General features: G+C 72.8%; 22 protein-coding genes. 13 read left to right on the top strand and 9 right to left on the bottom strand.

The window, feature by feature from the left end; all coding sequences use genetic code 11:
- The first annotated feature begins 123 nt into the window (after positions 1-123).
- Complete coding sequence (locus AC6CQV_RS12390; protein ID WP_060959337.1) at positions 124-684, top strand: acyl-CoA thioesterase; 561 nt, start codon at positions 124-126, stop codon at positions 682-684.
- Between the two features lie 14 nt (positions 685-698).
- Here AC6CQV_RS12390 and AC6CQV_RS12385 read toward each other — a convergent pair whose 3' ends face one another.
- Positions 699-1,580 (bottom strand): LysR family transcriptional regulator, encoded by an 882-nt coding sequence (locus tag AC6CQV_RS12385; protein WP_061782463.1) that lies wholly within the window; start codon positions 1,578-1,580, stop codon positions 699-701.
- A gap of 130 nt (positions 1,581-1,710) precedes the next feature.
- On the opposite strand from AC6CQV_RS12385, the gene AC6CQV_RS12380 reads away from it, so the two are divergent.
- Positions 1,711-5,385, top strand: a complete 3,675-nt coding sequence (locus tag AC6CQV_RS12380) for a proline dehydrogenase family protein (RefSeq protein WP_498259624.1) — start codon at positions 1,711-1,713, stop codon at positions 5,383-5,385.
- A gap of 186 nt (positions 5,386-5,571) precedes the next feature.
- Here the strand turns inward: AC6CQV_RS12380 and AC6CQV_RS12375 are convergent, their stop codons facing one another.
- A complete protein-coding gene (locus AC6CQV_RS12375; protein ID WP_498259623.1) occupies positions 5,572-6,327 on the bottom strand; it encodes a hypothetical protein in 756 nt (251 codons plus the stop codon).
- Between the two features lie 94 nt (positions 6,328-6,421).
- On the opposite strand from AC6CQV_RS12375, the gene ddaH reads away from it, so the two are divergent.
- Together ddaH and rocD are read left to right on the top strand one after the other, a co-directional pair.
- Positions 6,422-7,264, top strand: a complete 843-nt coding sequence (gene ddaH / locus AC6CQV_RS12370) for a dimethylargininase (RefSeq protein WP_191009500.1) — start codon at positions 6,422-6,424, stop codon at positions 7,262-7,264.
- On the top strand, positions 7,261-8,484 hold the full coding sequence (rocD, locus tag AC6CQV_RS12365; protein ID WP_498259622.1) for an ornithine--oxo-acid transaminase: 1,224 nt from the start codon (positions 7,261-7,263) through the stop codon (positions 8,482-8,484). Before ddaH ends, rocD begins: the two co-directional genes overlap by 4 nt.
- Before the next feature lie 8 nt (positions 8,485-8,492).
- On the opposite strand, the gene AC6CQV_RS12360 is transcribed toward rocD, so the two are convergent.
- Complete coding sequence (locus AC6CQV_RS12360; protein ID WP_498259621.1) at positions 8,493-10,031, bottom strand: molybdopterin-dependent oxidoreductase; 1,539 nt, start codon at positions 10,029-10,031, stop codon at positions 8,493-8,495.
- A 95-nt stretch (positions 10,032-10,126) separates the two neighbouring features.
- On the opposite strand from AC6CQV_RS12360, the gene AC6CQV_RS12355 reads away from it, so the two are divergent.
- The 3 genes from AC6CQV_RS12355 to AC6CQV_RS12345 are packed head-to-tail and all read left to right on the top strand — an operon-like array spanning position 10,127 to position 13,589.
- On the top strand, positions 10,127-11,821 hold the full coding sequence (locus tag AC6CQV_RS12355; RefSeq protein ID WP_101305467.1) for a circularly permuted type 2 ATP-grasp protein: 1,695 nt from the start codon (positions 10,127-10,129) through the stop codon (positions 11,819-11,821).
- Entirely contained in the window at positions 11,815-12,747 is a 933-nt protein-coding gene (locus AC6CQV_RS12350; RefSeq protein WP_060959958.1) for an alpha-E domain-containing protein, read from the top strand. Before AC6CQV_RS12355 ends, AC6CQV_RS12350 begins: the two co-directional genes overlap by 7 nt.
- Entirely contained in the window at positions 12,744-13,589 is an 846-nt protein-coding gene (locus AC6CQV_RS12345) for a transglutaminase family protein (RefSeq protein WP_060959957.1), read from the top strand. The genes AC6CQV_RS12350 and AC6CQV_RS12345 overlap by 4 nt, the downstream gene beginning before the upstream one ends.
- Positions 13,590-13,601: 12 nt before the next feature.
- Here the strand turns inward: AC6CQV_RS12345 and AC6CQV_RS12340 are convergent, their stop codons facing one another.
- Both AC6CQV_RS12340 and AC6CQV_RS12335 read right to left on the bottom strand, forming a co-directional pair.
- A complete protein-coding gene (locus tag AC6CQV_RS12340) occupies positions 13,602-14,897 on the bottom strand; it encodes an ABC transporter permease (RefSeq protein ID WP_498259620.1) in 1,296 nt (431 codons plus the stop codon).
- Positions 14,894-15,613 (bottom strand): ABC transporter ATP-binding protein, encoded by a 720-nt coding sequence (locus AC6CQV_RS12335; protein ID WP_101305469.1) that lies wholly within the window; start codon positions 15,611-15,613, stop codon positions 14,894-14,896. Before AC6CQV_RS12335 ends, AC6CQV_RS12340 begins: the two co-directional genes overlap by 4 nt.
- Positions 15,614-15,744: 131 nt before the next feature.
- On the opposite strand from AC6CQV_RS12335, the gene AC6CQV_RS12330 reads away from it, so the two are divergent.
- Together AC6CQV_RS12330 and AC6CQV_RS12325 are read left to right on the top strand one after the other, a co-directional pair.
- Positions 15,745-16,929: a sensor histidine kinase gene (locus AC6CQV_RS12330; RefSeq protein WP_498259619.1), complete on the top strand. Its 1,185-nt coding sequence runs from the start codon at positions 15,745-15,747 to the stop codon at positions 16,927-16,929.
- Positions 16,926-17,585, top strand: a complete 660-nt coding sequence (locus AC6CQV_RS12325) for a response regulator (protein ID WP_060959952.1) — start codon at positions 16,926-16,928, stop codon at positions 17,583-17,585. The genes AC6CQV_RS12330 and AC6CQV_RS12325 overlap by 4 nt, the downstream gene beginning before the upstream one ends.
- Here the strand turns inward: AC6CQV_RS12325 and AC6CQV_RS12320 are convergent.
- Positions 17,552-19,219, bottom strand: coding sequence for an MDR family MFS transporter (locus AC6CQV_RS12320; RefSeq protein WP_498259618.1), 1,668 nt, complete (start codon positions 19,217-19,219; stop codon positions 17,552-17,554). The genes AC6CQV_RS12325 and AC6CQV_RS12320 overlap by 34 nt on opposite strands.
- 2 nt (positions 19,220-19,221) lie before the next feature.
- A complete protein-coding gene (locus tag AC6CQV_RS12315; RefSeq protein WP_061782471.1) occupies positions 19,222-19,827 on the bottom strand; it encodes a TetR/AcrR family transcriptional regulator in 606 nt (201 codons plus the stop codon).
- Positions 19,828-20,006: 179 nt separating this feature from the next.
- Between AC6CQV_RS12315 and AC6CQV_RS12310 the strand changes: the two genes are divergently transcribed.
- Genes AC6CQV_RS12310 through AC6CQV_RS12295 form a run of 4 tightly spaced genes read left to right on the top strand, consistent with a single transcriptional unit; the run spans position 20,007 to position 22,651 of the window.
- Positions 20,007-20,903, top strand: coding sequence for a VOC family protein (locus AC6CQV_RS12310; protein ID WP_101305472.1), 897 nt, complete (start codon positions 20,007-20,009; stop codon positions 20,901-20,903).
- Complete coding sequence (locus tag AC6CQV_RS12305; RefSeq protein ID WP_060959949.1) at positions 20,903-21,547, top strand: GTP cyclohydrolase II; 645 nt, start codon at positions 20,903-20,905, stop codon at positions 21,545-21,547. The genes AC6CQV_RS12310 and AC6CQV_RS12305 overlap by 1 nt, the downstream gene beginning before the upstream one ends.
- Positions 21,548-21,573: 26 nt before the next feature.
- Complete coding sequence (locus tag AC6CQV_RS12300) at positions 21,574-22,035, top strand: MarR family winged helix-turn-helix transcriptional regulator (protein ID WP_223848815.1); 462 nt, start codon at positions 21,574-21,576, stop codon at positions 22,033-22,035.
- A 22-nt stretch (positions 22,036-22,057) separates the two neighbouring features.
- Positions 22,058-22,651 (top strand): TetR/AcrR family transcriptional regulator, encoded by a 594-nt coding sequence (locus tag AC6CQV_RS12295; protein WP_498259617.1) that lies wholly within the window; start codon positions 22,058-22,060, stop codon positions 22,649-22,651.
- A 2-nt stretch (positions 22,652-22,653) separates the two neighbouring features.
- On the opposite strand, the gene AC6CQV_RS12290 is transcribed toward AC6CQV_RS12295, so the two are convergent.
- Both AC6CQV_RS12290 and AC6CQV_RS12285 read right to left on the bottom strand, forming a co-directional pair.
- Positions 22,654-23,133, bottom strand: a complete 480-nt coding sequence (locus tag AC6CQV_RS12290) for a MaoC family dehydratase (protein ID WP_060959946.1) — start codon at positions 23,131-23,133, stop codon at positions 22,654-22,656.
- Positions 23,130-25,166, bottom strand: coding sequence for an acetyl/propionyl/methylcrotonyl-CoA carboxylase subunit alpha (locus AC6CQV_RS12285; RefSeq protein ID WP_498259616.1), 2,037 nt, complete (start codon positions 25,164-25,166; stop codon positions 23,130-23,132). The genes AC6CQV_RS12290 and AC6CQV_RS12285 overlap by 4 nt, the downstream gene beginning before the upstream one ends.
- Positions 25,167-25,169: the final 3 nt, after the last annotated feature.

Genomic DNA, 25,169 nt, shown 5'->3' with positions numbered 1-25,169 from the left:
CTCGGAATTCGCGAAATCGGCGCAGCCCGGCCCACAGCGCGGCCCGGGACGCGTCGAGCGGACTGTGGGATGCCCACAACGGATTTCCGCGGACCCCTGTCGAACCCGCTAGCATCGCGCTTCGTGAACGTGTGGTGGCGGACCCTGCTGACGATCTGGCGTGCGAAGGTGCTGCTGCACCGCCGGGGGCCGATGCCGCCGCGCAGCGTGGGACGACTGCGGCTGCGCACCCTGCCGACCGACATCGATCTGCTCGGTCACATGAACAACGGCCGCTACGCCTCCCTCTTCGACCTCGGGCGCTTCGATCTGCTCATCCGCACCGGCATCTGGGACGCCATGAACGCCCAGGGCTGGTATGCGGTGGTCGCGAGCGAGACGGTGACCTTCCGCAAGTCGCTGCAGCTGTGGCAGCGGTTCACGGTGGAGTCGCGGCTCTACGGTCACGACGACAAGGCGGTCTATCAGATGCACCGGGCCGTCGTCGACGGCGAGGTCTACGCCGAGATGATCGTGCGCGCGCGGTTCCTGCGCCGCAGCGGCGGCGTGGTCAACACCGACGAGCTGTTCGAGGCGCTGCAGCGCCCGGACGACCTCCCGCCGCTGCCGCAGTGGGTCGCCGACTGGGCGCGCGACAGCGCACTGCCCTCGACCAAGGCCCCCGCCCCCAGCGAGTGGGACTGATCCTCGCGCCGGCCTCAGCGTGAGCGTGCGGCGAACGCGTCGCTGAGCGCGTCGCGCACGGCCCGGATGCCGGGCCGGTTGCGGCTGGCGCGGCGCGCCGCCGTGAAGATCTCGCGGACGGGATCGCCCGGCAGAGGAGTCAACCGTACGCGGGGCACGCCGCCGCCCCACAGCAGGTCGGGCAGCAGCCCGACGGCGTGACCGGCCGCGATGAGCTCGACGTGCCCGCCGAGATCGGCGAGCTCGAAGCGCACGTCGGGCTCGAAACCCGCAGCGCGGCACTGCTGCAGGGCCCACTCCCGCGCCGCGGTCCCGCGGGGCTCCATCACCCACGGGCGGTCGCCCAGCGCGGCGAGCGGGCGCGGCTCGCCCGAGGTCGCGAGCCGGATCGGGTCGGAGCCGAGTACGTCGCGGTCGAGCTCGGAACGATGCGGCCGGGTCAGCCCGGGGTACTGCTCGGCGATCGCCAGGTCGAACCCCCGGGCGCCGAGCTCGAAGAGGCCCTCCTCGGGCGGCAGCTCGGCGAGCTCGACGCGCAGCCCGGGAGCCCGCGCCGCGAGCAGGGTCAGGGCGGAGGGGACGATCGTGCGCGCCGCCGTCTGCAGCACCGCGACCCGCACGGGGGCGACGCCGGCCTGCAGCTCCTCGAGCTCGCCGCGGATCTCCTCGTCCGCGGCGAGGGCGCGCGCCGCGAAGGCGGCCAGCGTCTCGCCGTGCGCGGTGAGACGGACGCGGCGACCGTCGGGGGTGAGAAGAGCCACGCCCGCGTCGCGTTCCAGCTGCGCGAGCTGCTGCGAGATGGTGGACGGGCTGTACGAGAGGGCCTGTGCGACGGCGGCGATGGTCCCCCGTTGCGCCAGCTCGTGGAGCAGGCGCAGGCGCCGCAGCTCGAACATGTCCGCTCCTCGCAGCCGCCGGGAAAAACATCGGTCTCATCGAACGATATCCGTCGAGGATCATCGCTTTTGCCGAATCATATGCGTGCCGCACGCTGGACGCATGGACACAGTGCACTCTGGAAGCGTGATGGACGACGACACTGCGCCCCCTTCGGCATCCGAGCTCGCCGAGCGCGCCGTCGCGCTCGCGCGCCGCTGGGTGGACGAGTCCGCCGCGGCGGACGTCGACCCGGCCGCCGCGCGTCTCGCCGGGGTGCTGAAGGACCCGCACGGCCTGCCGTTCACGATCGGCTTCGTCGACGGCGTGATGCGGCCCGAGTCGCTGGGCGCCGCGGCCGCGAACCTGCAGCGCGTCGCCCCGCTCGTGCCCGGCTTCCTGCCCTGGTACCTCCGCGCCGCCGTCCGCACCGGCGGCGCGCTCGCACCGCTGCTGCCCGCGCCGACCGTGCCCCTGGCCCGCCGTGCCCTGCGCGAGATGGTCGGCCACCTCATCGTCGACGCCCGGCCCGACAAGCTGGGCCCCGCCCTCGCCGCGATCCGCGCCTCGGGCGCCCGTCTCAACCTCAACCTGCTGGGCGAGGCCGTGCTGGGCGAGGACGAGGCGCGCACGCGGCTCGACGGCATCCACGACCTCATCCGCCGCGACGACGTCGACTATGTCTCGGTGAAGGTGTCGGCCATCGCCAGCCACATCTCGATGTGGGCGTTCGACGAGGTCGTCGAGAAGGTGGTCGAGCGGCTGCTGCCGCTCTATCTGACGGCCGCGGCCGCACCGGGTCCGGACGCGACGCAGACCTTCATCAACCTCGACATGGAGGAGTACCGCGACCTCGACCTGACGATCGCGGTGTTCACCCGTCTGCTCGCCGACCCGCGGCTGCAGCGGCTCGAGGCGGGCATCGTGCTGCAGGCCTACCTCCCCGACGCGCTGCCCGCGCTGCGGCGGCTGACCGCGTGGGCGCAGGAGCGCGTGGATGCCGGCGGCGCGCGCATCAAGGTGCGCCTCGTCAAGGGCGCCAACCTCGCGATGGAGCGGGTGGATGCCGCGATGCACGGCTGGCCGCTCGCGACGCACGCCAGCAAGCTCGACGCCGACGCCGGGTACATCCGCTGCCTCGACGAGGCGCTGCGAGCGGAGAACACGCGCGCCGTCCGGCTGGGCGTCGCGGGACACAACCTCTTCGACATCGCCTTCGCGTGGCTGCTCGCCGGTGAGCGCGGGGTACGCGCCGACATCGAGTTCGAGATGCTGCTCGGCATGGCGCAGGGGCAGGTCGCGGCGGTCTCGGCCGAGGTGGGCCACGTGCTCCTCTACGTGCCCGTCGTCCGCCCCGACGAGTTCGACGTCGCCATCAGCTACCTGGTCCGCCGCCTGGAGGAGAACGCGTCGAGCGACAACTTCCTCTCCGCGGCCTTCGACCTCGCCGACGATCCCGCGATGTTCGCCCGCGAGCGCGACCGTTTCCTCGCGTCGCTCGATCGCGCCGTCGATGCGGCCCTGCCGGCCGGCCCGCTCCGCACGCAGGACCGCGGAGCGCAAGCCGCGGCATCCGAGGCGCCCCTCGCCGTCACCCGGCCGGCGCCGGCCGATGCCGACGCCGACGCCGACCTCACGCAGGTCGTCCTCGGCATCGCGAGCGGCCGGGACGACGGCGGTGCCTTCGTCGACACCGCGGTGTTCGACCTCCGCGAGAGCGCCGCTGCGGAGGGGGCTCCCGGCTTCGCGAACGCCCCCGACACCGACCCCGCGCTGCCCGCGAACCGCGCGTGGGCGGCGGACATCCTGTCGCGGGTGGAGGGCTCGACCGCGGGGGAGGCCGCGATCGCCGCGGCCCGCGTCGACGACCCGGCCGCGCTCGACGAGGTCGTCGCCCGGGTCCGTCGCGCCGGCGCGCGGTGGGCCGCGGTGCCGGCCGACGATCGCGCCGCGGTGCTGCAGGCCGCCGCACGCGGCCTCGAGGCGCGTCGCGGCCGGCTCATCGAGGTCGCCGCCGCCGAGACCGGGAAGGTGTTCGCGGAGGCGGATGTCGAGGTCAGCGAAGCCGTCGACTTCGCGAACTACTACGCCGCGACAGCGCGCGAGCTCGACCGCGTCGCGGGAGCCGTCTTCGTCCCGGCGGCGCTGACGGTGGTCGCGCCGCCGTGGAACTTCCCCGTCGCGATCCCCTCGGGCGGGGTGATCGCGGCGCTCGCGGCGGGGTCGGGCGTCGTCTTCAAGCCCGCTCCGCAGGCCCGGCGGTGCGCCGCGGTCGTCGCCGAGGCGCTGTGGGAGGCCCTGGAGGGCGCCGGCATCGACCGCGACGTCCTCGCCCTCGTCGACCTCGACGAGGGGGAGCTCGGTGAGCGTCTGATCGCCCATCCCGACGTCGACCGCGTCATCCTCACGGGATCGTGGGAGACGGCGCGGCTGTTCCGGTCGTGGCGGCCCGACCTGCCGCTGCTGGCCGAGACGAGCGGGAAGAACGCGATGATCGTCATGCCGTCGGCGGACCTCGACCTCGCCGCCGCCGACCTCGTGAAGAGCGCGTTCGGTCACGCCGGACAGAAGTGCTCCGCGGCATCCCTCGCGATCCTCGTCGGTCCGGTCGCCCGGTCCGAGCGCTTCGCCCGCCAGCTGGTCGACGCCGTGCGCTCGCTGCGGGTGGGACCCCCGTCCGACCCGCTCAGCGAGGTGGGGCCGGTGATCGAGGTGCCGCGCGGCAAGCTCGAGTGGGCGCTGACCACCCTGGAGAAGGGGGAGAGCTGGCTCGTCGCACCGGAGCCGGTGGATGCGGCCGACCCCGTCCACGCGGGACGGCTGTGGCGGCCCGGCATCCGCGTGGGCGTGCGCCCGGGGTCGCGGACGCATCTCGAGGAGTTCTTCGGCCCGGTCCTCGGGATCATGCACGCGGCATCCCTCGCGGAGGCGATCGAGCTGCAGAACGCCGTCGCCTACGGGCTGACCGCGGGCCTGTACTCGCAGGATCCCGCCGATCTCGAGCTGTGGCTCGACGAGGTCGAGGCGGGGAACCTCTACGTCAACCGCGGCATCACGGGGGCGATCGTGCAGCGCCAGCCCTTCGGCGGGTGGAAGCGCTCGTCGGTGGGAGCGGGCACGAAGGCGGGCGGGCCGAACTACCTGATCGGGCTCGGCTCCTGGCGTCCCTCGGCCGGCGGGTCCCCGTCGTCGACGCTGCACCTGCGGGGTCTGGACGCGCGCATCACCGCGCTCATCGAGGCCGCCCAGCCGTCACTGGACTACGAGGCGTTCGAGTGGCTCCGCCGCGGCGCCCTCTCCGACGCCGTCGCCTGGGATCGTGAGTTCGGGCGCGTCAAGGACGTCTCGCACCTGGTGATCGAGCGCAACCTCTTCCGCTATCGCCCCGTGCCGGTCGCGATCCGCGCGACCAAGGATGCCGCGTGGCACGCGCTCCTGCGGGTCGTCGTCGCGGGGGTGCGCGCCGGCGGCGAGATCACGATCAGCGCTCCGGTCGGGCTTCCCGCGGGGGTGCGCCGCGCGCTCGGAGACGTCGACGTCGCGGTCTACGTCGAGACCGACGACGAGTGGATCGCCCGCCTCGCGGCGACGCGCGAGGAGGACGGATGGCCGCGCGTGCGGTTCGTCGGACCGGTGGGCTCGGTCGCGGCCGCGCACGGCGTCCTCGTCGCGGCGACCGACGGCGACCCCGACCTCGCCGTGTACGACGGCGAGGTGACGACCGCGGGGCGGGTCGAGCTGCTCCCGTTCCTGCACGAACAGGCGATCTCGATCACGGCGCACCGTTTCGGCAACCCCGACCGGTGGAGCGAGGACGTGATCTAGGCGCCGGGCGGGACGTCCCGCCCGGAAGAGAAACAACTTATCTTTCTGGCGATGGAAGGTCGTGCGAGCGACGATATCTATGGCGCAACTGGGGAGCGCCGGACGGCGACCTCGTCCTTCGAGGATGCATCAGGTCGTGCCGTCATCCGACACGCCGGGGGGAGTGTCGCTCTGGGGCCGGGGGGATCACTCGACCCCAGAGCTCCCGGAGTGCGCGCCGGGGCGCCGGGCATCCTCGATCGGCGTCATGAACCCGGAGATGAGGGCCCGGACGCCGAGCGCGAACAGCGTCCACGTGCCTTCGGGGATGTCCTCCGCCGCACCGACCTCGAACGTCGGATGCGGGATGCCTTCGACGGCCCGCAGCGCGAAGCCCTCCGACATCGCCGCCATCACCGCCGTGAAGTCCTCGACCGTCAGAGGAGAGCGCATCCGCAGCCCGTACGCCTCCATGAGGTAGACGTAGAACTCCGCGAACGCGGCGATCGAGCCGTCGTGACGCTCGCGGCTCGCCTCCTTCAGCTCGGGCCAGGTCTCCGCCGTGGCCCGCAGCGCCAGCGTCACGAGGAACTGCTGCGCGTCCAGCGCATGGTCGGGGCGGTCGGGGTCGATGGAGATGCTCTGCACGTGCGCCGCGGCGGCGGCACGGATGACGTCGTCGCCGTCGGCGCCCTCCGCCACGAGCTTCTCCACCGCCTCACGCGCGTACGCGGTCGGGCTCGTGCGCAGCCGCAGCCGCACCATGGACACGGCGAGGTCGCGCTGGTAGTCGTTCTGATCGGCCCAGAGACGGTAGGCGGCGCCGGTGGTCAGCCCGGCGCGGCGCAGCACCTCCTGCAGACGGATGTGCTGCACGCCGGCGGAGACGCCGCGCTCGAGCAGCATCTGCATCCCGACGCGCAGCAGCAGCGCGCGCGTCTCGTCCCCCGTTCGCCGGGCCATGAGAAGAAATCTACTCACCTGCATGCGCTCCGCAACGGGGGCGCCGAACGGCTGTCTGGCACAATGGACACCTGGCGTGGAACGAGGAGCGAGAATGCCCGACCGGATCGCGCAGCACCGCCGGTACCTGATGTGCCGGCCCGAGCACTTCACGGTGAGCTACCGCATCAACCCGTGGATGGAGCCCGCCCTGCCCACCGACACGGCGAAGGCCGTCGCGCAGTGGCAGACGCTCTATGACGCGTATCGGGCCTTGGGGCACGAGGTGGAGCTGATCGACCCGCTGCCGGGGCTCCCCGACATGGTCTACACCGCCAACGGTGGGTTCGTCATCGACGGACGGGCCCTCGGGGTGCGCTTCCGCGTGGCCGAGCGCCGCGGCGAGGAGCGCCCCTTCATGGACTGGTTCGCGGCGCACGGCCTCGAGGTCGTGGAGCCCGTCGAGGTGCAGGAGGGCGAGGGCGACTTCCTGCTCGTCGGGCAGACGATCCTCGCCGGCACCGGGTTCCGTTCCACCGGCGACAGCCACCGCGAGGTCGCGGAGGTCTTCGGGCGCGAGGTCGTGTCGCTGCGCCTCGTCGACCCGCGGTTCTACCACCTCGACACCGCGATCTGCGTGCTCGACCCCGTCGAGGGCCCCGGCGGGGTGGATGCCGCGAACATCGCCTACCTGCCCTCCGCGTTCGACGAGCCGTCGGTGCGCGTGCTGGAGGACCGCTACCCGGACGCCATCCGCGTCGACGACGCCGACGGGGCGGTGTTCGGTCTCAACGCGGCATCCGACGGGCGTCACGTCTTCGTCTCGCCGCGCGCGACCGGTTTCGCCGCCCACCTGGCCGAGCGGGGGTACGTGCCGGTCCCCATCGATCTGTCGGAGCTCCTGCTCGGCGGCGGAGGCATCAAATGCTGCACGCTCGAACTGCGAGGAAAGCGATGAGCACCACCACCGAGCCCGACGACGTCACCGCGACCCTGATCGCCGCCGAGGAGGCGCACGTCGCCTACAACTACCATCCGCTGCCCGTCGTCATCGCCCGGGGCGAAGGCGCCTGGGTGACCGATGTGGAGGGCAAACGCTACCTGGATCTGCTGTCGGCGTACTCCGCGGTCAACTTCGGGCACCGCCACCCCGCCCTCGTCGCCGCCGCGAGCGCACAGCTGGGGCGGGTGACGCTCACCAGCCGCGCGTTCCACAACGACCGGCTCGGACCGTTCGCGGAGGCGCTCGCCGCGCTCTGCGGCAAAGACCTCGTGCTCCCGATGAACACCGGCGCCGAGGCGGTCGAGACGGGGATCAAGGTCGCCCGCGCGTGGGCGTACCGCGTGAAGGGCGTCGCCGCCGGGGCCGCGACCGTCATCGTGGCGGACGGCAACTTCCACGGCCGCACGACGACGATCGTCGGCTTCAGCGACGACGAGCAGGCGCGCGCCGACTTCGGGCCGTTCACCCCCGGGTTCGTCCGGGTGCCGTACGGGGATGCCGCGGCCATCGCCGCCGCGATCGACGAGACGACGGCGGCCGTGCTGGTGGAGCCGATCCAGGGCGAGGCGGGAGTGGTCATCCCTCCCGACGGGTACCTGCGGGCGATCCGCGAGATGTGCGACCGCGAGAACGTGCTGTTCATCGCCGACGAGATCCAGTCGGGCCTCGCCCGCGTCGGCACGACGTTCGCGTGCGACCGCGAAGACGTGGTGCCCGACGTGTACCTGCTCGGCAAGGCGCTCGGCGGTGGCATCGTCCCGGTGTCGGCCGTCGTCGCCGACCGCGACGTCCTCGGGGTCATCCGTCCCGGCGAGCACGGCTCGACCTTCGGCGGCAACCCCCTGGCCGCCGCCGTCGGCCTGCAGGTGGTCGAGATGCTCGCGTCCGGCGAGTTCCAGACCCGGGCGCTCGCCCTCGGCGCGCACCTCGAGGAGGCGTTGCAGCCGTTGATCGGCAGCGGCGTCACGGCCACGCGCGTCGCGGGGCTCTGGGCCGGCGTCGACATCGACCCGGCGGACGGGACCGGACGCGAGGTGGCGGAGAAGCTGCGCGGTCGCGGCGTGCTCGTGAAGGACACCCACGGCCAGACCATCCGCATCGCGCCCCCGCTCGTCGTGCGCGGCACCGAGCTCGACTGGGCGGTCGAGCAGCTGCGGCTGGTGCTCGCCGGCTGAGGTCGCCGTCAGGCGACGGTGATCTCGACGCGGGGCCAGCCGGTCGCGCCGTCGGGGGCCGGCGGGGCGGCCGTCTGCGTCTGCGGTTCGCCGTCGAGGCCGATCGCGCGTGCCGTGATGGTGTGCTGCCCGGGGCTCGCCTGCCACGGCAGCGACCACTGCACCCAGGTGTCCGCGGAGATCGCGGTCGCGAGGGTCGCCTCCTGCCAGTCGCCGTCGTCGATGCGCACCTGCACGCCGCGCACCCCGACGTGCTGCTGCCAGGCCACGCCCGCGATGACGCTCTCTCCCGCCGCGACGGTGCCGCCGCGGCGCGGCACGTCGATGCGGCTCGCGAGCTTGATCGGTCCCCGCTCCGACCAGCCGCGCGGCGTCCAGTACCCCTGGGCGTCGGAGAAGCGCGTGACCTCCAGGTCGGTGACCCACTTCGTCGCGGAGACGTAGCCATACAGGCCCGGCACGACCATCCGCACGGGGAAGCCGTGCGCGATCGGCAGCGGCTCGCCGTTCATCCCGACCGCGAGGATCGCGTTGCGCTCGTCGGTCAGCGCCTCCAGCGGGGTGCCCGCGGTGAACCCGTCCGCCGACGTCGAGAGCACCATGTCGGCATCCGCCTGCACACCGGCGCGGGCGAGGAGGTGACGGATCGGGTAGCCGAGCCACAGCGCGGTGCCGATCAGGTCGCCGCCGACCTCGTTCGACACGCACGTGAGCGTCGTGACGCTCTCCTCGAGGGGGAGTGCGAGCAGCTCGTCCCAGCTCAGCTCGATCTCCTCGTCGACCTTGCCGTGGATGCGCAGCCGCCACGTCGCCGGATCGATCTGCGGCAGCGCGAGCGCCGTGTCGATGCGGTAGAAGCCGGCGTTCGGGGTGATGACGGGTGCCAATCCCGGGATGCCGAGGTCGGCCCCCGCCGGCACGGTCGCCGCGGCGGCGGCCCGCGGCAGGGTGATCGCGGCGCGGACGGCGGTGGCGGCGCGCGCACCGGTCTGCAGCGCCCATCCGCCGACCGCGGCCAGCGCGCCGGTCGCTGCCGCGCCGGCCGTCCACAGGAGGAAGGTGCGGCGCGAGGCGCCCGAGCCCGCGGCATCCGTGTCCGACGCGGTCGCGGGCGGGGCCGCGGCGATCGCGCGCGTCACGAGCGCGCTCAGAGCGAGGAGGGTCGCCCCGGCGCCGACCGCCGGCGGCACGACGGCGAGGGCCGCGGCATCCGCCCGGGTGACGGCCGCTCCGGCGCCGAGGAGACCGAGCACGACCACGAGCGTCTGCGCGGCTCCGCGGGAGCGCACGGCGAGCAGGCCCGCGGCGGCGCCGAGCAGCAGGAGCACGATCGCGACCGCGGTGACCAGGGCCGCCTTGTCGCCGGTGCCGAACAGGGCGATCGCGAGGTCTTTGCCCCACGGCGGCGCGAGGTCGATGAGCGCTCCGCCGACGGCGGCGATCGGGCTGGCGCCGACGATCGCCCCGGTGAGCTCGGCGAGGCCCGCTCCGAAGGCCGCGGCGGCGGCGCCGGCGAGCGCGGCTCGACCTCGTGATCGCGTGCGCATGCGCTGATCCTAAGTCGCGGGGGCGCGATGAGGGTGCGGATGCCGCGGCATCCATCGTCACACTCAGGAAACACGGCCCGGACTAGGCTCATGGCATGGGTGACCTGTTCGACGGATACGGCTCGACGCTGGCTCCACGCAAGACCGTCTCGGGCGTGCCCGCCTTCGACGAGATGTTCACCGCGCCGGCGTCCTCCGGCGCCCCGACGACCTCACGCGCGGCGTACCGCGAGCTGCATCAGGCGCTCGCGAGACTCACGCAGGAAGAGCTGCGCGGACGCACCGAGTCGCTCGCCAGCTCGTACCTGGCGCAGGGCGTCACCTTCGACTTCGCGGGCGAGGAACGGCCCTTCCCGCTGGATGCCGTGCCGCGCGTGATCGAGTACGACGAGTGGTCGCACATCGAGAAGGGCGTCCAGCAGCGGGTGCGCGCCCTGGAGGCGTTCCTCGACGACGCGTACGGCCACCAGCACTGCGTGCGCGACGGGGTGCTCCCGGCGGCGCTGATCGCCTCGAGCCAGTACTACTACCGCCAGGCCGCCGGCATCCACTCCGCGAACGGGGTGCGCATCCAGGTCGCCGGCATCGACCTCATCCGCGACGAGCACGGCGAGATGCGCGTGCTCGAGGACAACGTGCGGGTGCCCTCGGGCGTCAGCTACGTCATCTCCAACCGGCGGGTCATGGCCCAGACGCTGCCCGAGCTGTTCGTCTCCATGCGGGTGCGCCCGGTCGGTGACTACCCGAACAAGCTGCTGCAGGCCCTGCGCGCGTCGGCCCCGCCCGGCATCGAGGACCCCAATGTCGTCGTGCTCACCCCCGGCGTCTACAACTCCGCCTACTTCGAGCACACGCTGCTCGCGCGCCTCATGGGCGTCGAGCTCGTCGAGGGTCGCGACCTGCAGTGCGTCGGCGGCAAGGTGTTCATGCGCACGACGCGGGGACCGCGCCGCGTCGACGTGATCTACCGCCGCGTCGACGACGACTTCCTCGACCCGCTGCAGTTCCGCGCCGACTCGATGCTGGGAGCTCCCGGCCTCATGCTGGCCGCGCGCCTGGGCAACGTCACGATCGCCAACGCGGTCGGCAACGGCGTCGCCGACGACAAGCTGCTGTACACGTACGTGCCCGACCTCATCCGCTACTACCTGGCGGAGGAGCCGATCCTCAAGAACGTCGACACGTGGCGGCTGGAGGAGCCCGAGGCGCTGGAGGAGGTGCTCGACCGGCTCGACGAGCTCGTCGTGAAGCCCGTCGACGGCTCCGGCGGCAAGGGACTGGTCGTCGGGCCCGATGCGTCGCCGGCCGAGCTGGAGAAGCTCCGCAAGAAGCTGATCCGCGATCCGCGCGGCTGGATCGCGCAGCCCGTCGTGATGCTCTCCACCATCCCCACGCTCGTCGAGGACGGCATGCGGCCCCGTCACGCCGACCTCCGCCCGTTCGCCGTCAACAACGGCGACGAGGTCTGGGTGCTCCCGGGCGGGCTCACCCGGGTCGCGCTGCCGGAGGGCCAGCTCGTGGTCAACTCGTCGCAGGGCGGCGGCTCGAAGGACACGTGGGTGGTCGGCGGGGAGGCGCCCCGCCGCGGCGACTACGCCGTGCAGACCTCCGGGGGCCTCGCCGGGCTGGTCGCGGACCAGGCGTCGGTGACCGAGGCGATCCCGATCATCTACGACGCGCAGGGGCAGCAGTCCCATTCGCCGCAGGATCGCCCCCGCACCACGCGCGAGCAGCAGGAGCAGCAGCAACAGCAGGTCTCCCGTCCGGTCGGGGGTGAGCACGGATGCTGAGTCGCATCGCGGAGAGCCTGTTCTGGATCGGACGGTACATCGAGCGCAGCGACGGGACCGCCCGCATCCTCGACGTGCACCTGCAGCTGCTGCTGGAGGATCCCTGGATCGACGAGGACACGGCCTGCCGTTCGCTCATGGGCGTCATGGGCTCCGTGCCGCCGCCGGCGGGAACCGAGGTCACCCGCTCCGACGTGCTCACGAGCCTCGCCGTCGACCGTGCCAACCCGTCGAGCATCGCCTACGCCGTGCAGGCGGCGCGCGAGAACGCGCGCCGCGCCCGCGAGATCGTGTCGACGGAGCTGTGGGAGACGCTCAACACCACCAACTCGCGGATGCCGCGGCGCCTGCACAACGAGAAGGTGCACGAGTTCTTCCAGTGGGTGCGCGAGCGCTCCGCGCTCGCCGTCGGGATCACCGACTCGTCCACGAGCCGCGACGAGGCCTGGCAGTTCCTCACGCTCGGCCGCTCGATCGAGCGCACCGACATGACGGCGCGGCTGCTCGCCACGCGTGCGCTGACCGAGGCCTCGGGGCCGTCCTGGACGACGATCCTGCGCTCGTGCGGCGCGTACGAGGCGTACCTGCGCACGTATCGCGGGATGCCGAGCGCGTCGAACGCGGCGGAGTTCCTGCTCCTGGACCGTCTGTTCCCGCGCTCGATCATCTACTCGATCGCGCAGGCCGAGGCGTGCATGCGCGCCATCGACCCCGTCGCCGACCGCGTCGGCCACTCGAACACGGTGCTGCGCGCTCTCGGCCGCATCCGCAACGACCTGGAGTACCGTCCCATCGGCGAGATCCTCAGCGAGCTGCCCGACCACATGGAGCGGGTCCAGAAGGTCACCCGAGAGGCGTCGGAGGCCATCCGCGGGCGGTTCTTCCCGACACACGCCGAGCCGAGCTGGATCGGAGAGACCTCATGATGCGCCTGCGGATCGAGCACACCACCGGCTTCGCGTACCAGGGGGAGGTGGGCGCCTCCTACAACGAGGCGCGGATGCTGCCGATCTCCACCGACAGCCAGTTCGTGCTGAGCTCCCAGCTCGACATCGACCCGTCGACGAGCGTCAACTACTACCTCGACTACTTCGGGACGCGCGTCGCCGCGTTCGACGTGCTCGCGGGCCACCGCGACCTCGAGATCACGGCGCGCTCGCTCGTGGAGGTCCGGCCGCGTCCGCTGGAGTTTCCCGAACTGAGTTGGGAGCGCCTGGCCGCCGAGAGCGCCCGCTCCATCGGCACGGTCGAGATGCTCGGCCAGTCCGTGCGGACCGCGCCGCACCCCGACGTGGTGGAGCTGGCCCGCTCGATCGCGGGCCGGCACGCCGAGCCGGCCCGCGCGGCGGTGGAGATCGCCACGGCGATCGGCGACGCGATGGAGTACATGCACGGCATCACCGGCGTGCACTCGACGGGGGCCGAGGCCTGGGCCGAGCGCAAGGGCGTCTGCCAGGACATCACCCACATCACGCTGGGCGCCCTGCGCGCGGTCGGCATCCCCGCCCGGTACGTCTCCGGCTACCTGCACCCCGACCCGGACGCCGAGGTCGGCGCGCCCACGACGGGCGAGTCGCACGCGTGGGTCGAATGGTTCTCCGGCGGCTGGCAGGGCTTCGACCCGACCAACAACGTGGAGATCGGCGACCGCCACGTGCTCGTCGGCCGCGGCCGCGACTACAACGACGTCCCGCCGCTGCGGGGCGTCTACGCCGGCCCGTTCAAGAGCAACCTTCACGTCAAGGTCACCGTCACCCGGGAGGCGTAGCGCCCCGCGCCGTCACTCGTAGCGCAGCGACTCGACCGGGTCGGCTCGCGCGGCCCGCGCGGCCGGCAGCGTGCCGGCCAGGAACGCGATGCCCATCACGATCAGCGTCGTGACCAGGATGGAGACCGGGTCGAAGGCGATCAGCTCGAGGCCCGGCAGGTCGGAGAACAGGCTCGTGGCGAGCTGCGCGCTCACCGCCGTGCCGACGACGATCGCGACCAGCGCCCCGATCGCGCTGCCGAGGAAGCCGATGACCACCGCCTCGAGGCTGAACAGCGTGAAGACGCGGCCGCTGCCCATGCCCATCGCCTTCATGAGCCCGATCTCCCGGGTGCGCTCCTGCACCGACATCAGCAGGGTGTTGACGATGCCGAAGCTCGCCGCCAGCAGCGCGATGACCGCGAACGCGTTCAGCACGAGCACGATGCCGTTGATGACGGCGGTGAAGGTGCCGAGCTGATCGGCGACGGTCGTGGCGGTGTAGCCCTGCGCCGACAGCGCGGCCTTGACGTCGTCGAGCTGCGCCGGCGTCGCGTCGGCGGACACCCAGGCGTCGGCGCTCGCGAAGCGGTCCAGCTGGTCCTGGGGCACGCCGTCGTTCTGCAGCGCGAACATCGCATCGGTGAGGGCGGTGTTCGGCGTGACGGAGGTACCGGCGGCGAAGGCCGCCTCGGTGACCCCGGTGATCCGGGCGGTGACGGTGTGCTGTGCGCGCAGGGGGTCGGTGACGGCGATCGTGGCCGTCTTGCCCACGGCATCCTCCGCGTCGGCGAAGCCGAGCGGCTCCACGAGGGCGAGGGGGATGGCGACCTGCGGCGTGCCGTCGGCGTCGTCGGGTGCGGCTCCGGCGGCCAGCTGCAGGGTCTGACCGGCGACGAGCGTCCCGACGCTTGCGACGTAGCGGGGACCGTCCGAGTACTGGATGTAGTCCGCCGTCACGGTGCGCACCGGCTCCACCTTCAGGATGCCGTCGGTGGCGGTGATCGCGGCGATGTCGTCGGGCGTGAGCGCCGTCACCGACGCCGTGCCGCCGCCGGGGGCTCCGGGCTGGGTCGACGCGACGGCGTCGGGGTCGTACTCCTGCGGGCCGCCGCCGGTCGCGGCGACGGTCTTGGTCACCGTCAGCACGTCGGAGGCGCCGAAGGAGGCGACCGTGCTGTCGATGAACCGGTTGATGCCCGTGCCCAGCCCGTTGGTGATGGTGAGGGTGAAGGCGCCGACGAAGATCGCGAGGATGGTGAGGATCGTGCGCGTCTTCGAGCGGAACGTGTTGCCGACGGCGGTGGTCAGCAGATCGGCGGTCTTCATGCGGCGCTCCTCTCGTCGGGGACGAGCACGCCGTCGCGGATCTGGACGCGGCGGTCGCAGCGCGCCGCGAGCTCCTCGTCGTGGGTGACGACGATCAGCGTGATGCCGTGCTCGCGGTTGAGGCGGAAGAGGATGTCCTCGACCACCGCTCCCGTCGCCGAGTCGAGGTTGCCGGTGGGCTCGTCGGCGAAGATCACGTCGGGATCGTTCACGAGCGCGCGCGCGATGACGGCGCGCTGCTTCTGCCCGCCCGACAGCGCCGTCGCCTTGTTGCGCGCCTTGTCGGCCATGTCGAGCTCGGCGAGGGCGGCCATGCCGCGGCGGCGGCGCTCCGCGCGGCTCACCCCCGCGATCTTCAGCGGCAGCACGACGTTGTCGAACACCGAGGCGCTGGAGGTCAGGAAGAACTGCTGGAAGACGAACCCGAACGTCTTGTTGCGGGTGCGGTTCAGGCGGCGGCCGCGGAGGGTGTCGGCATCCACGCCGTCGAGCAGCACCCGCCCGCTGGTGGGGGCGTCCATGAGCGCGAGCAGGTGCATGAGCGTGGACTTGCCCGAACCGCTCTTGCCGACGATCGCGATGCTCTCTCCCCGCCGGATGTCGAGGCTGACGCCGCGGAGAGCGTCGAAACGGGCGGAGCCGCGGCCGTAGGACTTGTGCAGGTCGTGGACGGAGAGCAGGGGCGGGGGCGCGGACGGCGCCGGATCGGATGTCATGACGACCAGCCTTCCCGTCGGCCGGCGCGGCGGCATCCCGTCGCTGCGGCAGATGCGTACCCCAGGCGGGGGATGCCGGGATCCCTCGCCGGGGCGATCCGTTGCGGTGCCCGGGGCGTCAGACTGGAGTCGTGAGCTCACCGGACGACACCTTCCCGCCGCCGCACCCCGTGGGCCCGGCGTGGGCGGCGGACGTCGTCCTGGTCGTGCTCGTCGTCCTCCCCGCCCTGCTCCCCCTGCCGATGGCGGAGCTGCGGCCGTCGACTCCGCTCGTCCTCGTCCTCGTCCTCCTGCCCGCCCCGGCGCTGCTGCTGCGGCGGCGCTGGCCGGTGGTGACGCTCGCGCTCTGCGCGGCCGCCTACGTCGCCGCGCTGGTGTGCGGCACGAACTCTCCCGGGGCGGCGCTCGCGGCGCTGGTGGCGATGTTCATCGTCGCCCGCGACACCTCCCGTCGCACCGCCGTCGCAGCGGCCGCGATCGTGGTCGCCGTCGTGGTGGGCGTGGGCATCGGGGTCACCGTCGCGACGAGAGCCGACACGCGGTTCCTGCAGATCGGGCTCGCCCTGGCGCTCGCGGCCGCGGTCGGGGACGGGGTCCGCTCGCGCCGCGCGTACCTCACGGCCGTCGTCGACCGCGCCCGCCGCGCGGAGCAGACCCGCGACGCCGAGGCCCGTCGGCGCGTCACGGAGGAGCGGCTGCGCATCGCGCGCGATCTGCACGACGCGGTCGCCCACCAGATCTCCGTGATCAGCCTCAATGCGGGGGTGGCCTCGGCGGCGCTCGACTCCCGCCCGGAGCGGGCGCGGGAGGCGCTCTCGACGATCCGCACGGCCTCCCGCGACGTGCTCAGCCAGATCGGCGGCATGCTCAGCGTGCTGCGCGCGGATGAGACGACCGCGCTGCGGGAGCAGCCGGGGCTGGCCCGGCTGCCGGAGCTCGTGGAGTCGGTGCGGGTCGCCGGTCTCGACGTGGTGCTGCGCGACGAACGCGGCGACCTCGTCGACACCCCGCTTCCGCTGGCGGTCGACATCGTCGCGTACCGGGTGATCCAGGAGGGGCTCACCAACGCGCTCAAGCACGGGGCCGGCGCGCGGGCGCACGTCCTCCTGCGGCTCGAGGACGACGCGCTCGAGGTCGTGGTCACGAACCCCGTCGACCGCAGCCTGCCGGTCGAGTCGGGCCCGGCATCCGGGTTCGGCCTGCTGGGGCTGAAGGAGCGCGTGGGGTCGGTGCGGGGCCGGCTCGAGTCGGGGCGCGCGCCGGGCGGCTTCCGGCTCGCGGCGCGGCTGCCGATCGATGCGGCGGTCGCCTCGTGATCGCCGTGGTCGTGGTCGACGATCAGGCGCTCATCCGCACCGCCGTGCGCGACCTCCTCGACGGCGAGCCGGACATCACGGTGGTCGCGGAGGCGACGGACGGCGAGAGCGCCGTCGAGGAGGTGCGCCGCCGACGGCCGGACGTGGTCGTCATGGACATCCGGATGCCGCGCATGGACGGCATCGAGGCGACCACCCTGATCTGCCGCGACCCCGCCCTCGCCGACACGCGCGTGCTCATCCTCACCACGTTCGAGGAGGACGAGTACGTCGTCGCGGCGCTGCGCGCGGGAGCGAGCGGCTTCGTGGGCAAAGGCGCCGAGCCGGAGGAGATCGGCCGCGCCGTCCGCGCGGTCCACGCCGGCGACGAGCTGCTCTCTCCGGCCGCCACCCGCGCGCTCATCGGCAGGTTCGTGCGCTCGACGGCCCCGGTCGCGGCGCCCCGCTCGCTCGCGCCGCTGACCGACCGCGAGCGGGAGATCCTCGTGCTCGTCGCCCGCGGCCGCTCCAACGATGCGATCGCGGCCGAGCTGTTCATCTCGCCGCACACCGCCAAGACCCACCTCAAGCGCGTGATGACCAAGCTGGGCGCGCACGACCGCGCCCAGCTGGTCATCGCCGCCTACGAGAGCGGGCTGGTCGCGCCCGGGTCCTGATCGTCATCGGTCGCCGGGGCGCCGGTGCCGGCGGCGGCGCGCTGCTTCCGCTCCCGCTCCTCGGCCTCGGCGCCGCCGATCGCCTCGCCGCGCGCGACGAGACCGGCGACGTCGGAGAGGGGGATCTGCTTCAGCGTGAGCGCCAGCACGAAGGCGAGCGCGATGAAGGGGACGAGGTACCAGAACACCGGCGCGAGCGCGTCCGCGTAGGCGTTCACGATCCCGTCGCGCACCTCCGGGGGAAGTGTCGCGAGCGTCTGCGGGTCGAGGTTCGCGGTGGCCGCCGCCGACTCCGACGCGCTGGCCCCCGCGGAGGAGAAGACGTCCCGGAGGTTGTCGGTGAGCCGCGTCGTGAAGAGGGTGCCGAACACCGCGGTGCCGAGGGCGGCGCCCACCTCGCGGAAGTAGTTGTTGGTGCTGGTGGCGGTGCCGACCTCGGCGGCGGGCACCGCGTTCTGCACGACCAGGACCACGACCTGGATGATCAGGCCCAGGCCCGCGCCGAAGAAGAACAGGAAGACGCAGATGAGCCAGATCGGCGTCGCCGCGGTGAGCGTCGTCATCGCGATCATCGACGCGCCCGTCACCAGCGTGCCCACGATCGGGAAGATCCGGTAGCGCCCCGAACGGCTGATGAGGATGCCGGAGGCGATGGAGGTGCCCATCAGTCCCGCCATCATGGGCACCATCAGCAGCCCCGACTCGGCCGCCGAGGTGCCGGAGGACATCTGCAGGAACGTGGGCACGAACCCGATCGCCGCGAACATCCCGATGCCGAGCGTCAGTCCGATCGCCGTCGCGTTGAGGAACACCGGGTTGCGGAACAGGTGGAGCGGGATGATGGGGTCCTCGGCGCGGGACTCGACGAGGACGAAGCCGCCCGCCGCGATGAGCAGCCCCAGACCCCACGCCCAGGTGGCGGGCGAGGTCCAGCCGAAGTCGGTGTCGCCGCCGAAGTCGGTGAAGAAGATGAGGCAGGTCGTCGCGATCGACAGCAGCACGATGCCGAGGACGTCGATCCGGCGGGTCGCGCGCTTGTCGGGCAGCGTCAGCGCGAACAGGGCGATGACGAACGCCGCGATGCCGACGGGGATGTTGATGTAGAACGCCCACTGCCAGGTCAGGTGGTCCACGAAGAACCCGCCCAGCAGGGGGCCGGCGATCGCGGAGAGGCCGAAGACGGCGCCGAGCGGGCCGAGGTACTTGCCGCGCTCCGAGGCGGGGACGATGTCGGCGATGATCGCCTGCGACAGGATCATCAGGCCGCCGCCGCCCAGCCCCTGCACGGCGCGGAAGAACACGAACATCCAGAAGTCGCTCGCCAGCGCGCAGCCGACCGAGGCCAGGGTGAACAGCGCGATCGCGATGAGGAACAGGCGGCGCCGGCCGAGCACGTCGCCGAACTTGCCGTAGACGGGCATGACGATCGTGGTCGCGAGCAGGTAGGCGGTGGTGATCCACACCTGGTGCTCGACTCCGCCCAGCTGGCCGACGATCGTGGGCATGGCCGTCGAGACGATCGTCTGGTCCAGACTCGACAGGAGCATCCCGGCGATGAGCGCGCCGAAGATGATCCAGACGCGCCGCGGGGTGAGCAGCAGGGGGGCGGCGGACGGCGAGGCGGCGGCGGACATGGTCATTCCTTCGGCGAGGTCGGGGAGAGGGCGGCGCGGCCCGCGTCGGCGCGGCGGCGCAGGAGGGTGAGGAAGTCAGGGTGCTCCTCGTCGAAGAACGCCGCGATCGCGGACCGCAGGAGCGGATTGATCATCCGCACGAGCATGTCGACGACGAGCGGGTCGGTCGGCGCGTCGGGGCGGCTGCGCACCAGCGCGATGTCGTTGACCTCGGCATCCGCCATGATCGACATCAGCTGGGCGTGCAGGCGCGGCTCGTCCGCGAGCAGGCGCCCGACCTCCTCGGCCTCCGTCCGGGTGTGGCCCATCAGCGCCCAGCGGGCGGCGTGCAGGTGCAGGTAGTCGTCGAGCAGGTCGCCGTCGCCGTGCACGAACCGCTCGTCGAGCTCCTCGAGATGCGCGCGCAGCGTGAGCCCGAGCACGGCGTTCTCCTTCGATGCGAAGTAGTTGAAGAACGTCCGGCGTGAGACCCCGACGTCGGCGCACAGCTGGTCGATCGTGAACCCGTTGAGTCCGTGCGCGGCGGTCAGCCGTCGTGCGGCGGTGCGCAGCGCGGCCGCCGTCTCGGCGATGCGTCTCCCGCGGGATCCGTTTGCACTCTCAGTCACAGAGTGCATGTTTGCACTCTTGGGGCGACAGTGCAAATTTCACGGATTCGCGGCGCCGGGAATGCGGATCGCACTTTGTTGTTGCATCAACCATCGCCGCTCGGAGTCGCCGACGGCCCACCGAAAGGACCGCTCGTGCTCATCGTCTCCTTGTCCGTCGTCGGTGGCGGGGCGCCGGCATGAGGGCCGCGACCCTGGACTGGCGGCCCGCGCCGGTGCACACCGCGGGTGCCGCCGCCGACGCCACGCGGATGGACACCGTCGAGCTGCTCGTGGGCGACCTCGACGCGCAGACCGCGTTCTACCGCGACGCCGTCTCGCTCGAGATCCTCGACCAGTCCGGCGCGCAGGCGACCCTCGGCCGTGACGGCATCCCGATCGTCGCGCTCACGCACGCCCCCGAGCTCCCGCCGTTCGACCGCCACGGTGCGGGCCTGTACCACACGGCGATCGCGTTCCCCGATCGCGCGGCGCTGTCGGCGGCCGTGATGTCGATGGCGCGCCGCGCCGGCGACACCTTCGAGGGCGCGACCGACCACACCTTCAGCAACGCGTTCTACTTCCACGACCCCGAGGGCAACGGCATCGAGCTGTACTGGGATCTGCCCACCGAGGTCTGGCAGGACAAGCCCGCCGGATGGATGCCGCGCAACACCGCGATCGACCCCAACGCCTTCCTCCGCGAGCACTTCGACCCGGCCCGCACGACCGCCGACGAGGCCACCGTCGGCCACGTCCACCTGCAGGTCGGCGACATCCCCACCGCCCGGCGCTTCTACGTCGACACGCTCGGCTTCGACGTGTCGATCGACGTGGGCTCCGCGCTGTTCCTCTCGGCGGGCGGCTACCACCACCACATCGGACTGAACACGTGGCACAGTGCGGGCGCCGGCCCGCGGGCCGTGTCGCTCGGACTCGGCGACGTGCGGCTGCGGATGCCGGAGCGCGACGACGTGCTCGCCCTCGCCGATCGTGCGCGGCACGCGGGCATCGCGGTGCAGGACGACGGCGCCGGGGTGCGCCTGCGCGATCCGTGGGGGACGCTGCTGACCGTGCTCCCCGAGGGGAGCGCCTGATGGCGCTCACGGCCGGCGGGCTGCCGGCGGCGACCGTCCGCACCGCGGTGACGGTGCCGCTGCGCTTCTCCGACGGGTACGAGACGACGGCGCGCGTGCACACCTTCCACGCTCTGGTGGACGGCGCCGAGCACCTGCTGCTGAGCTTCGAGGGACGAAGGCCCCGCGCGCGGGAGAGCGCACCGCTGGTCCGTCTGCACAGCGAGTGCCTCACGGGCGACGTCTTCGGATCCGAGCGGTGCGACTGCGGACCGCAGCTGCGCGAGGCCGTCGAGCGGCTCTCCGAAGACGGCGGAGCGCTCCTCTACCTCCGGCAGGAGGGACGCGGCATCGGGCTGTACGCGAAGCTCGACGCCTACGCGCTGCAGGACGAGGGGCTCGACACCTACGAGGCCAACACGGCGCTCGGGCACGGCGAGGACGAGCGCGACTACAGCGCGGCCGCGCAGATGCTGCACGCCGTCGGCATCCACCGGCTGCGTCTGCTCACGAACAACCCCGACAAGGTCGCGCAACTGCGCGCGCTCGGCGTCGAGGTGGCGGATGCCGTGGCCACCGGCGTGCACCTGACGGACGCGAACGCACGCTACCTGCGTGCCAAGCGGGACCACACCGGTCACACGATCGACGTCCCCGCGGCCTGAGGATCATGGTGTATCCCGTTCCGCGCATGACCACCGCCGAAGCAGAGGCCTGGCTGGGGCTCATCCGCGTGTGCGACCTGCTGCCCAGCGCGCTCGACTCGCAGCTGCAGCGCGACTCCGCCCTGACGCACTACGAGTTCGGGGTGATGACCTTCCTCCGGCGCATGCCGGAGGCCACGGCCACCATGAGCGAGGTCGCCGAGGCGACCAACGCCACGCTGTCGCGGCTGTCCCACGTGTGCTCGCGTCTGCAGACGCGGGGTCTCGTGCTCAAGAGCGGGTGCCCCACCGACCGTCGGGTGAGCCGGGTGACCCTGACCGGCGCGGGGCGCCGGGAGCTCATCCGGGCCACCCCCGGCCACATCGCGACGGCCCGCTCGCTCGTGGTCGACGCGCTCTCCGCGGACGATCTCGCCCACCTGGCGCGGATCACGGCCGTCCTCGGCGAGCGTCTCGACCCGGACCACCGGTTCGGGGCGCACCAGTGAGCCGCGTCGGTACGCTGGCACCGTGACCACCTGGCGCAGCTCGCAGAAGGCCGACCGGCGCGCGCGACTGCTCGTGGAGGCGGCGGCGCTGTTCGCCCGTCGCGGCTTCGCCGCCGTCACCACCGTCGAGATCGGCGAGGCGGTGGGGATGAGCGGCCCGGCGCTGTACAAGCACTTCCCGAGCAAGGACGCGATCCTCGCCGAGCTCCTGGTCGACGCCAGCGAGCGGCTGCTGCAGGGCGGCCGAGAGATCGTCGCGGGCACAGGTCCGTCCGACCCCGTCGCCGCGGCAGCCGTGCTCGACGAGCTCATCGCCTTCCACATCGGCTTCGCGACGGCGGCGCCCGACATCATCCGCATCCAGGATCGCGAGCTCGCCGGTCTCGACTCCGACACCAACCATCGGGTGCGGCGGCTGCAGCGCGCGTACGTCGCCGAGTGGGACGTCGTGCTCGCCACCGCCGCGCCGGCCCTGAGCGCGCCCGAGCGCGAGACCCGCCTGCTCGGCGTCTTCGGCCTGCTCAACTCGACGCCGCACAGTGCGGGGGCGAGCGGGGACGACGCGGCACGGATCCTCGCCGGGATGGCGCGGCGTGCGCTGCGGGACGAGGCCTGAGCTCACCCCTCCTCGGTCGGCGCGCACCGCATGAGCACGCTGCGGGTCGCGGTCGCCACGACCTCGCCGCGCTGGTTGCGCATCGTGTGGGCGAGCTCGACGACGCCCTGACCGGGACGTGAGGCGGACCGCCGCGTGCCGACGACGAGCGTCTCGGCGTACAGCGTGTCGCCGTGACGCACGGGAGCCGGGAAGCGCACCTCCCCGAATCCCAGGTTCGCCACGATCGTGCCCTGGGTCAGCTGCGCGACCGAGAGGCCGACCATCGTCGAGAGCGTGAACATGCTGTTGACGAGCCGCTCGCCGAACTCGGTGCCGGCCGCCCACGCGGCATCCAGGTGCAGCGACTGCGTGTTCATGGTGAGCGTCGTGAACAGCACGTTGTCGGTCTCCGTCACGGTGCGCCCCGGGGCGTGCACGTAGAGCGCCCCCTCGATGAACTCCTCGAAGTACAGTCCCCGCTGCCGGATGACCTCGCTCACGTCGTCCCCTCCTCGTCCTCGTCCTCGTCCTCGTGCCCATCCTCGTCCGCGGGCTCGATCGCGGCGACCACGCCGCCGCGCACCACCTGGTCGCCGACCGCGACCCGCAGGCGGAGGATGCCGTCGACGCCGGCCCGCAGCACGTGCTCCATCTTCATCGCCTCCACGGCGACGACCGGCTCTCCCGCGCGCACCCGCGCGCCGTCGTGCGCGGCCACCATCACGACGGTCCCCGGCAGGGGGGAGGCGATCGTCGGCGACGCGTCCGCGCGGTCGTCCGCGGCGCCGTCGATCGTGCGCTCGGAGACGAGGACGGCCCCGGCGTCGCTGCGCAGCCACAGCCCCGCGGGGGCGGCAGCGACCGGGAAGGTGCGGCCGCGACCGTCGATGACGACCGTGGCCGACCCGCCGTCCGCGTCATGCGGCCGCACGGATGCCGCGACCGGCGCCGCATCGCCGACGGCGACGCGCAGCGGCGTGGACCACACCCGCACGCGGGCCTCGGCGTCGGCGGACACGAGGTCGTACACGCTCGGGGCCGCCGCCGCGCCGAGACGCCAGCCGTCGGCGCGGCTCCAGGGGCCGCTCACGGTCGCGTCGGGGGCCCGGGTCGCCGACGCCGCGTGCATCACGAGCGCCGCCTCCGCGAAGGTGCGCTCCGTGACGTCGGGGAAGGGCAGCTCGTCGAAGACGCGGGCGATCAAGCCGGTGTCGACCGCGCCGGCGACCACCTCGGGGCGCTCCAGCAGCAGGCGGAGGAACGTCAGGTTCGTCTCGAAGCCGAAGATCGCCGTCCCGTCGATCGCGCGCACGAGGCGCCGGCGCGCCTCCTCCCGGTCGGGGCCCCACGCGATGAGCTTCGCCAGCATCGGGTCGTAGTCGGTCGAGACGACGAGGCCGTCCTCGAGCGCCGTGTCGACCCGCACCCCGGCCCCCGACGGGTGGACGACGCGCGTGACCGGACCGCCGGTGGGCAGGAACCCCGCGCGCGGGTCTTCCGCGTAGACGCGCACCTCGATCGCGTGACCGTCCAGGCGCACGTCCTCTTGGGCGAACGGCAGCGGCTCACCGGCGGCGATCCGTAGCTGCAGCTCGACGAGGTCGCGGCCCGTGACCATCTCGGTGACGGGATGCTCCACCTGCAGACGGGTGTTCATCTCCATGAAGAAGAACGTGTCGGGCCGGTCGCCCGGCACGATGAACTCGACCGTGCCCGCCCCGACGTAGCCGACGCTCCTCGCCGTCTCGCACGCGGCCGCGCCGATGCGCGCGCGGGTCGCGGCGTCGAGCAGAGGGGAGGGCGCCTCCTCGACGACCTTCTGGTGGCGCCGTTGCAGCGAGCACTCGCGCTCGCCGAGGTGCACCACCGTGCCGTGCGCATCGGCGAGGATCTGCACCTCGATGTGGCGCGGTGCGGTGACGTAGCGCTCCAGGAACAGCGTGTCGTCGCCGAAGGATGCCGCGGCCTCCCGGCGGGCGGCGGCGACCGCGGCCGGAAGCCCTGCGGCCTCCGTGACGACGTGCATGCCCTTGCCGCCGCCGCCCGCGGACGGCTTGATCAGCACCGGGAAGCCGACCTCCGCCGCCCCCGCGATCAGCTCCGCGTCGGTGAGGCCCGCGCGGGCGATGCCGGGGACGGTGGGCACGCCGCGCGCGGCGACGGTGCGTTTGGCGGAGATCTTGTCGCCCATGACCTCGATCGCCTCGGGCGACGGGCCGATGAAGACGAGGCCCGCGTCGGCGCAGGCCCGTGCGAAGGCGGCGTTCTCGGCGAGGAAGCCGAACCCCGGATGGATCGCCTCGGCACCGGTGGCGAGCGCGGCATCCACCACGCGTTCGATCGACAGGTAGCTCTGCGCGGCGGCGGCGGGCCCCAGCCGCACCGCCTCGTCGGCCAGGCGCACGTGGAGCGCGTCGGCGTCGGCGTCGCTGTAGACGGCGACCGAGCGGATGCCGAGCGTGCGCAGTGTCCGGATGATGCGGACGGCGATCTCGCCGCGGTTGGCGATGAGGACGGTGCGGAGGGCGCTCATGCG

It is taken from the genome of Microbacterium sp. EG9 (assembly GCF_059759475.1).
Note: the sequence above shows the minus strand (reverse complement) of the source record. Positions and strands in the feature narration are given on the sequence as shown.

Bases quoted from the DNA above. Each gene is read 5' to 3' on its own strand.
- AC6CQV_RS12355 (WP_101305467.1), top strand. From the start codon at position 10,127: ATGGGTGACCTGTTCGACGGATACGGCTCGACGCTGGCTCCACGCAAG.
- rocD (WP_498259622.1), top strand. From the start codon at position 7,261: ATGAGCACCACCACCGAGCCCGACGACGTCACCGCGACCCTGATCGCC.
- AC6CQV_RS12375 (WP_498259623.1), bottom strand. From the start codon at position 6,327: ATGGCCCGGCGAACGGGGGACGAGACGCGCGCGCTGCTGCTGCGCGTC.
- AC6CQV_RS12335 (WP_101305469.1), bottom strand. From the start codon at position 15,613: ATGACATCCGATCCGGCGCCGTCCGCGCCCCCGCCCCTGCTCTCCGTC.
- AC6CQV_RS12385 (WP_061782463.1), bottom strand. From the start codon at position 1,580: ATGTTCGAGCTGCGGCGCCTGCGCCTGCTCCACGAGCTGGCGCAACGG.
- AC6CQV_RS12300 (WP_223848815.1), top strand. From the start codon at position 21,574: ATGACCACCGCCGAAGCAGAGGCCTGGCTGGGGCTCATCCGCGTGTGC.
- AC6CQV_RS12350 (WP_060959958.1), top strand. From the start codon at position 11,815: ATGCTGAGTCGCATCGCGGAGAGCCTGTTCTGGATCGGACGGTACATC.
- AC6CQV_RS12310 (WP_101305472.1), top strand. From the start codon at position 20,007: ATGAGGGCCGCGACCCTGGACTGGCGGCCCGCGCCGGTGCACACCGCG.
- AC6CQV_RS12340 (WP_498259620.1), bottom strand. From the start codon at position 14,897: ATGAAGACCGCCGATCTGCTGACCACCGCCGTCGGCAACACGTTCCGC.
- AC6CQV_RS12380 (WP_498259624.1), top strand. From the start codon at position 1,711: ATGGACGACGACACTGCGCCCCCTTCGGCATCCGAGCTCGCCGAGCGC.
- AC6CQV_RS12285 (WP_498259616.1), bottom strand. From the start codon at position 25,166: ATGAGCGCCCTCCGCACCGTCCTCATCGCCAACCGCGGCGAGATCGCC.
- AC6CQV_RS12320 (WP_498259618.1), bottom strand. From the start codon at position 19,219: ATGTCCGCCGCCGCCTCGCCGTCCGCCGCCCCCCTGCTGCTCACCCCG.
- ddaH (WP_191009500.1), top strand. From the start codon at position 6,422: ATGCCCGACCGGATCGCGCAGCACCGCCGGTACCTGATGTGCCGGCCC.
- AC6CQV_RS12360 (WP_498259621.1), bottom strand. From the start codon at position 10,031: ATGCGCACGCGATCACGAGGTCGAGCCGCGCTCGCCGGCGCCGCCGCC.
- AC6CQV_RS12345 (WP_060959957.1), top strand. From the start codon at position 12,744: ATGATGCGCCTGCGGATCGAGCACACCACCGGCTTCGCGTACCAGGGG.
- AC6CQV_RS12305 (WP_060959949.1), top strand. From the start codon at position 20,903: ATGGCGCTCACGGCCGGCGGGCTGCCGGCGGCGACCGTCCGCACCGCG.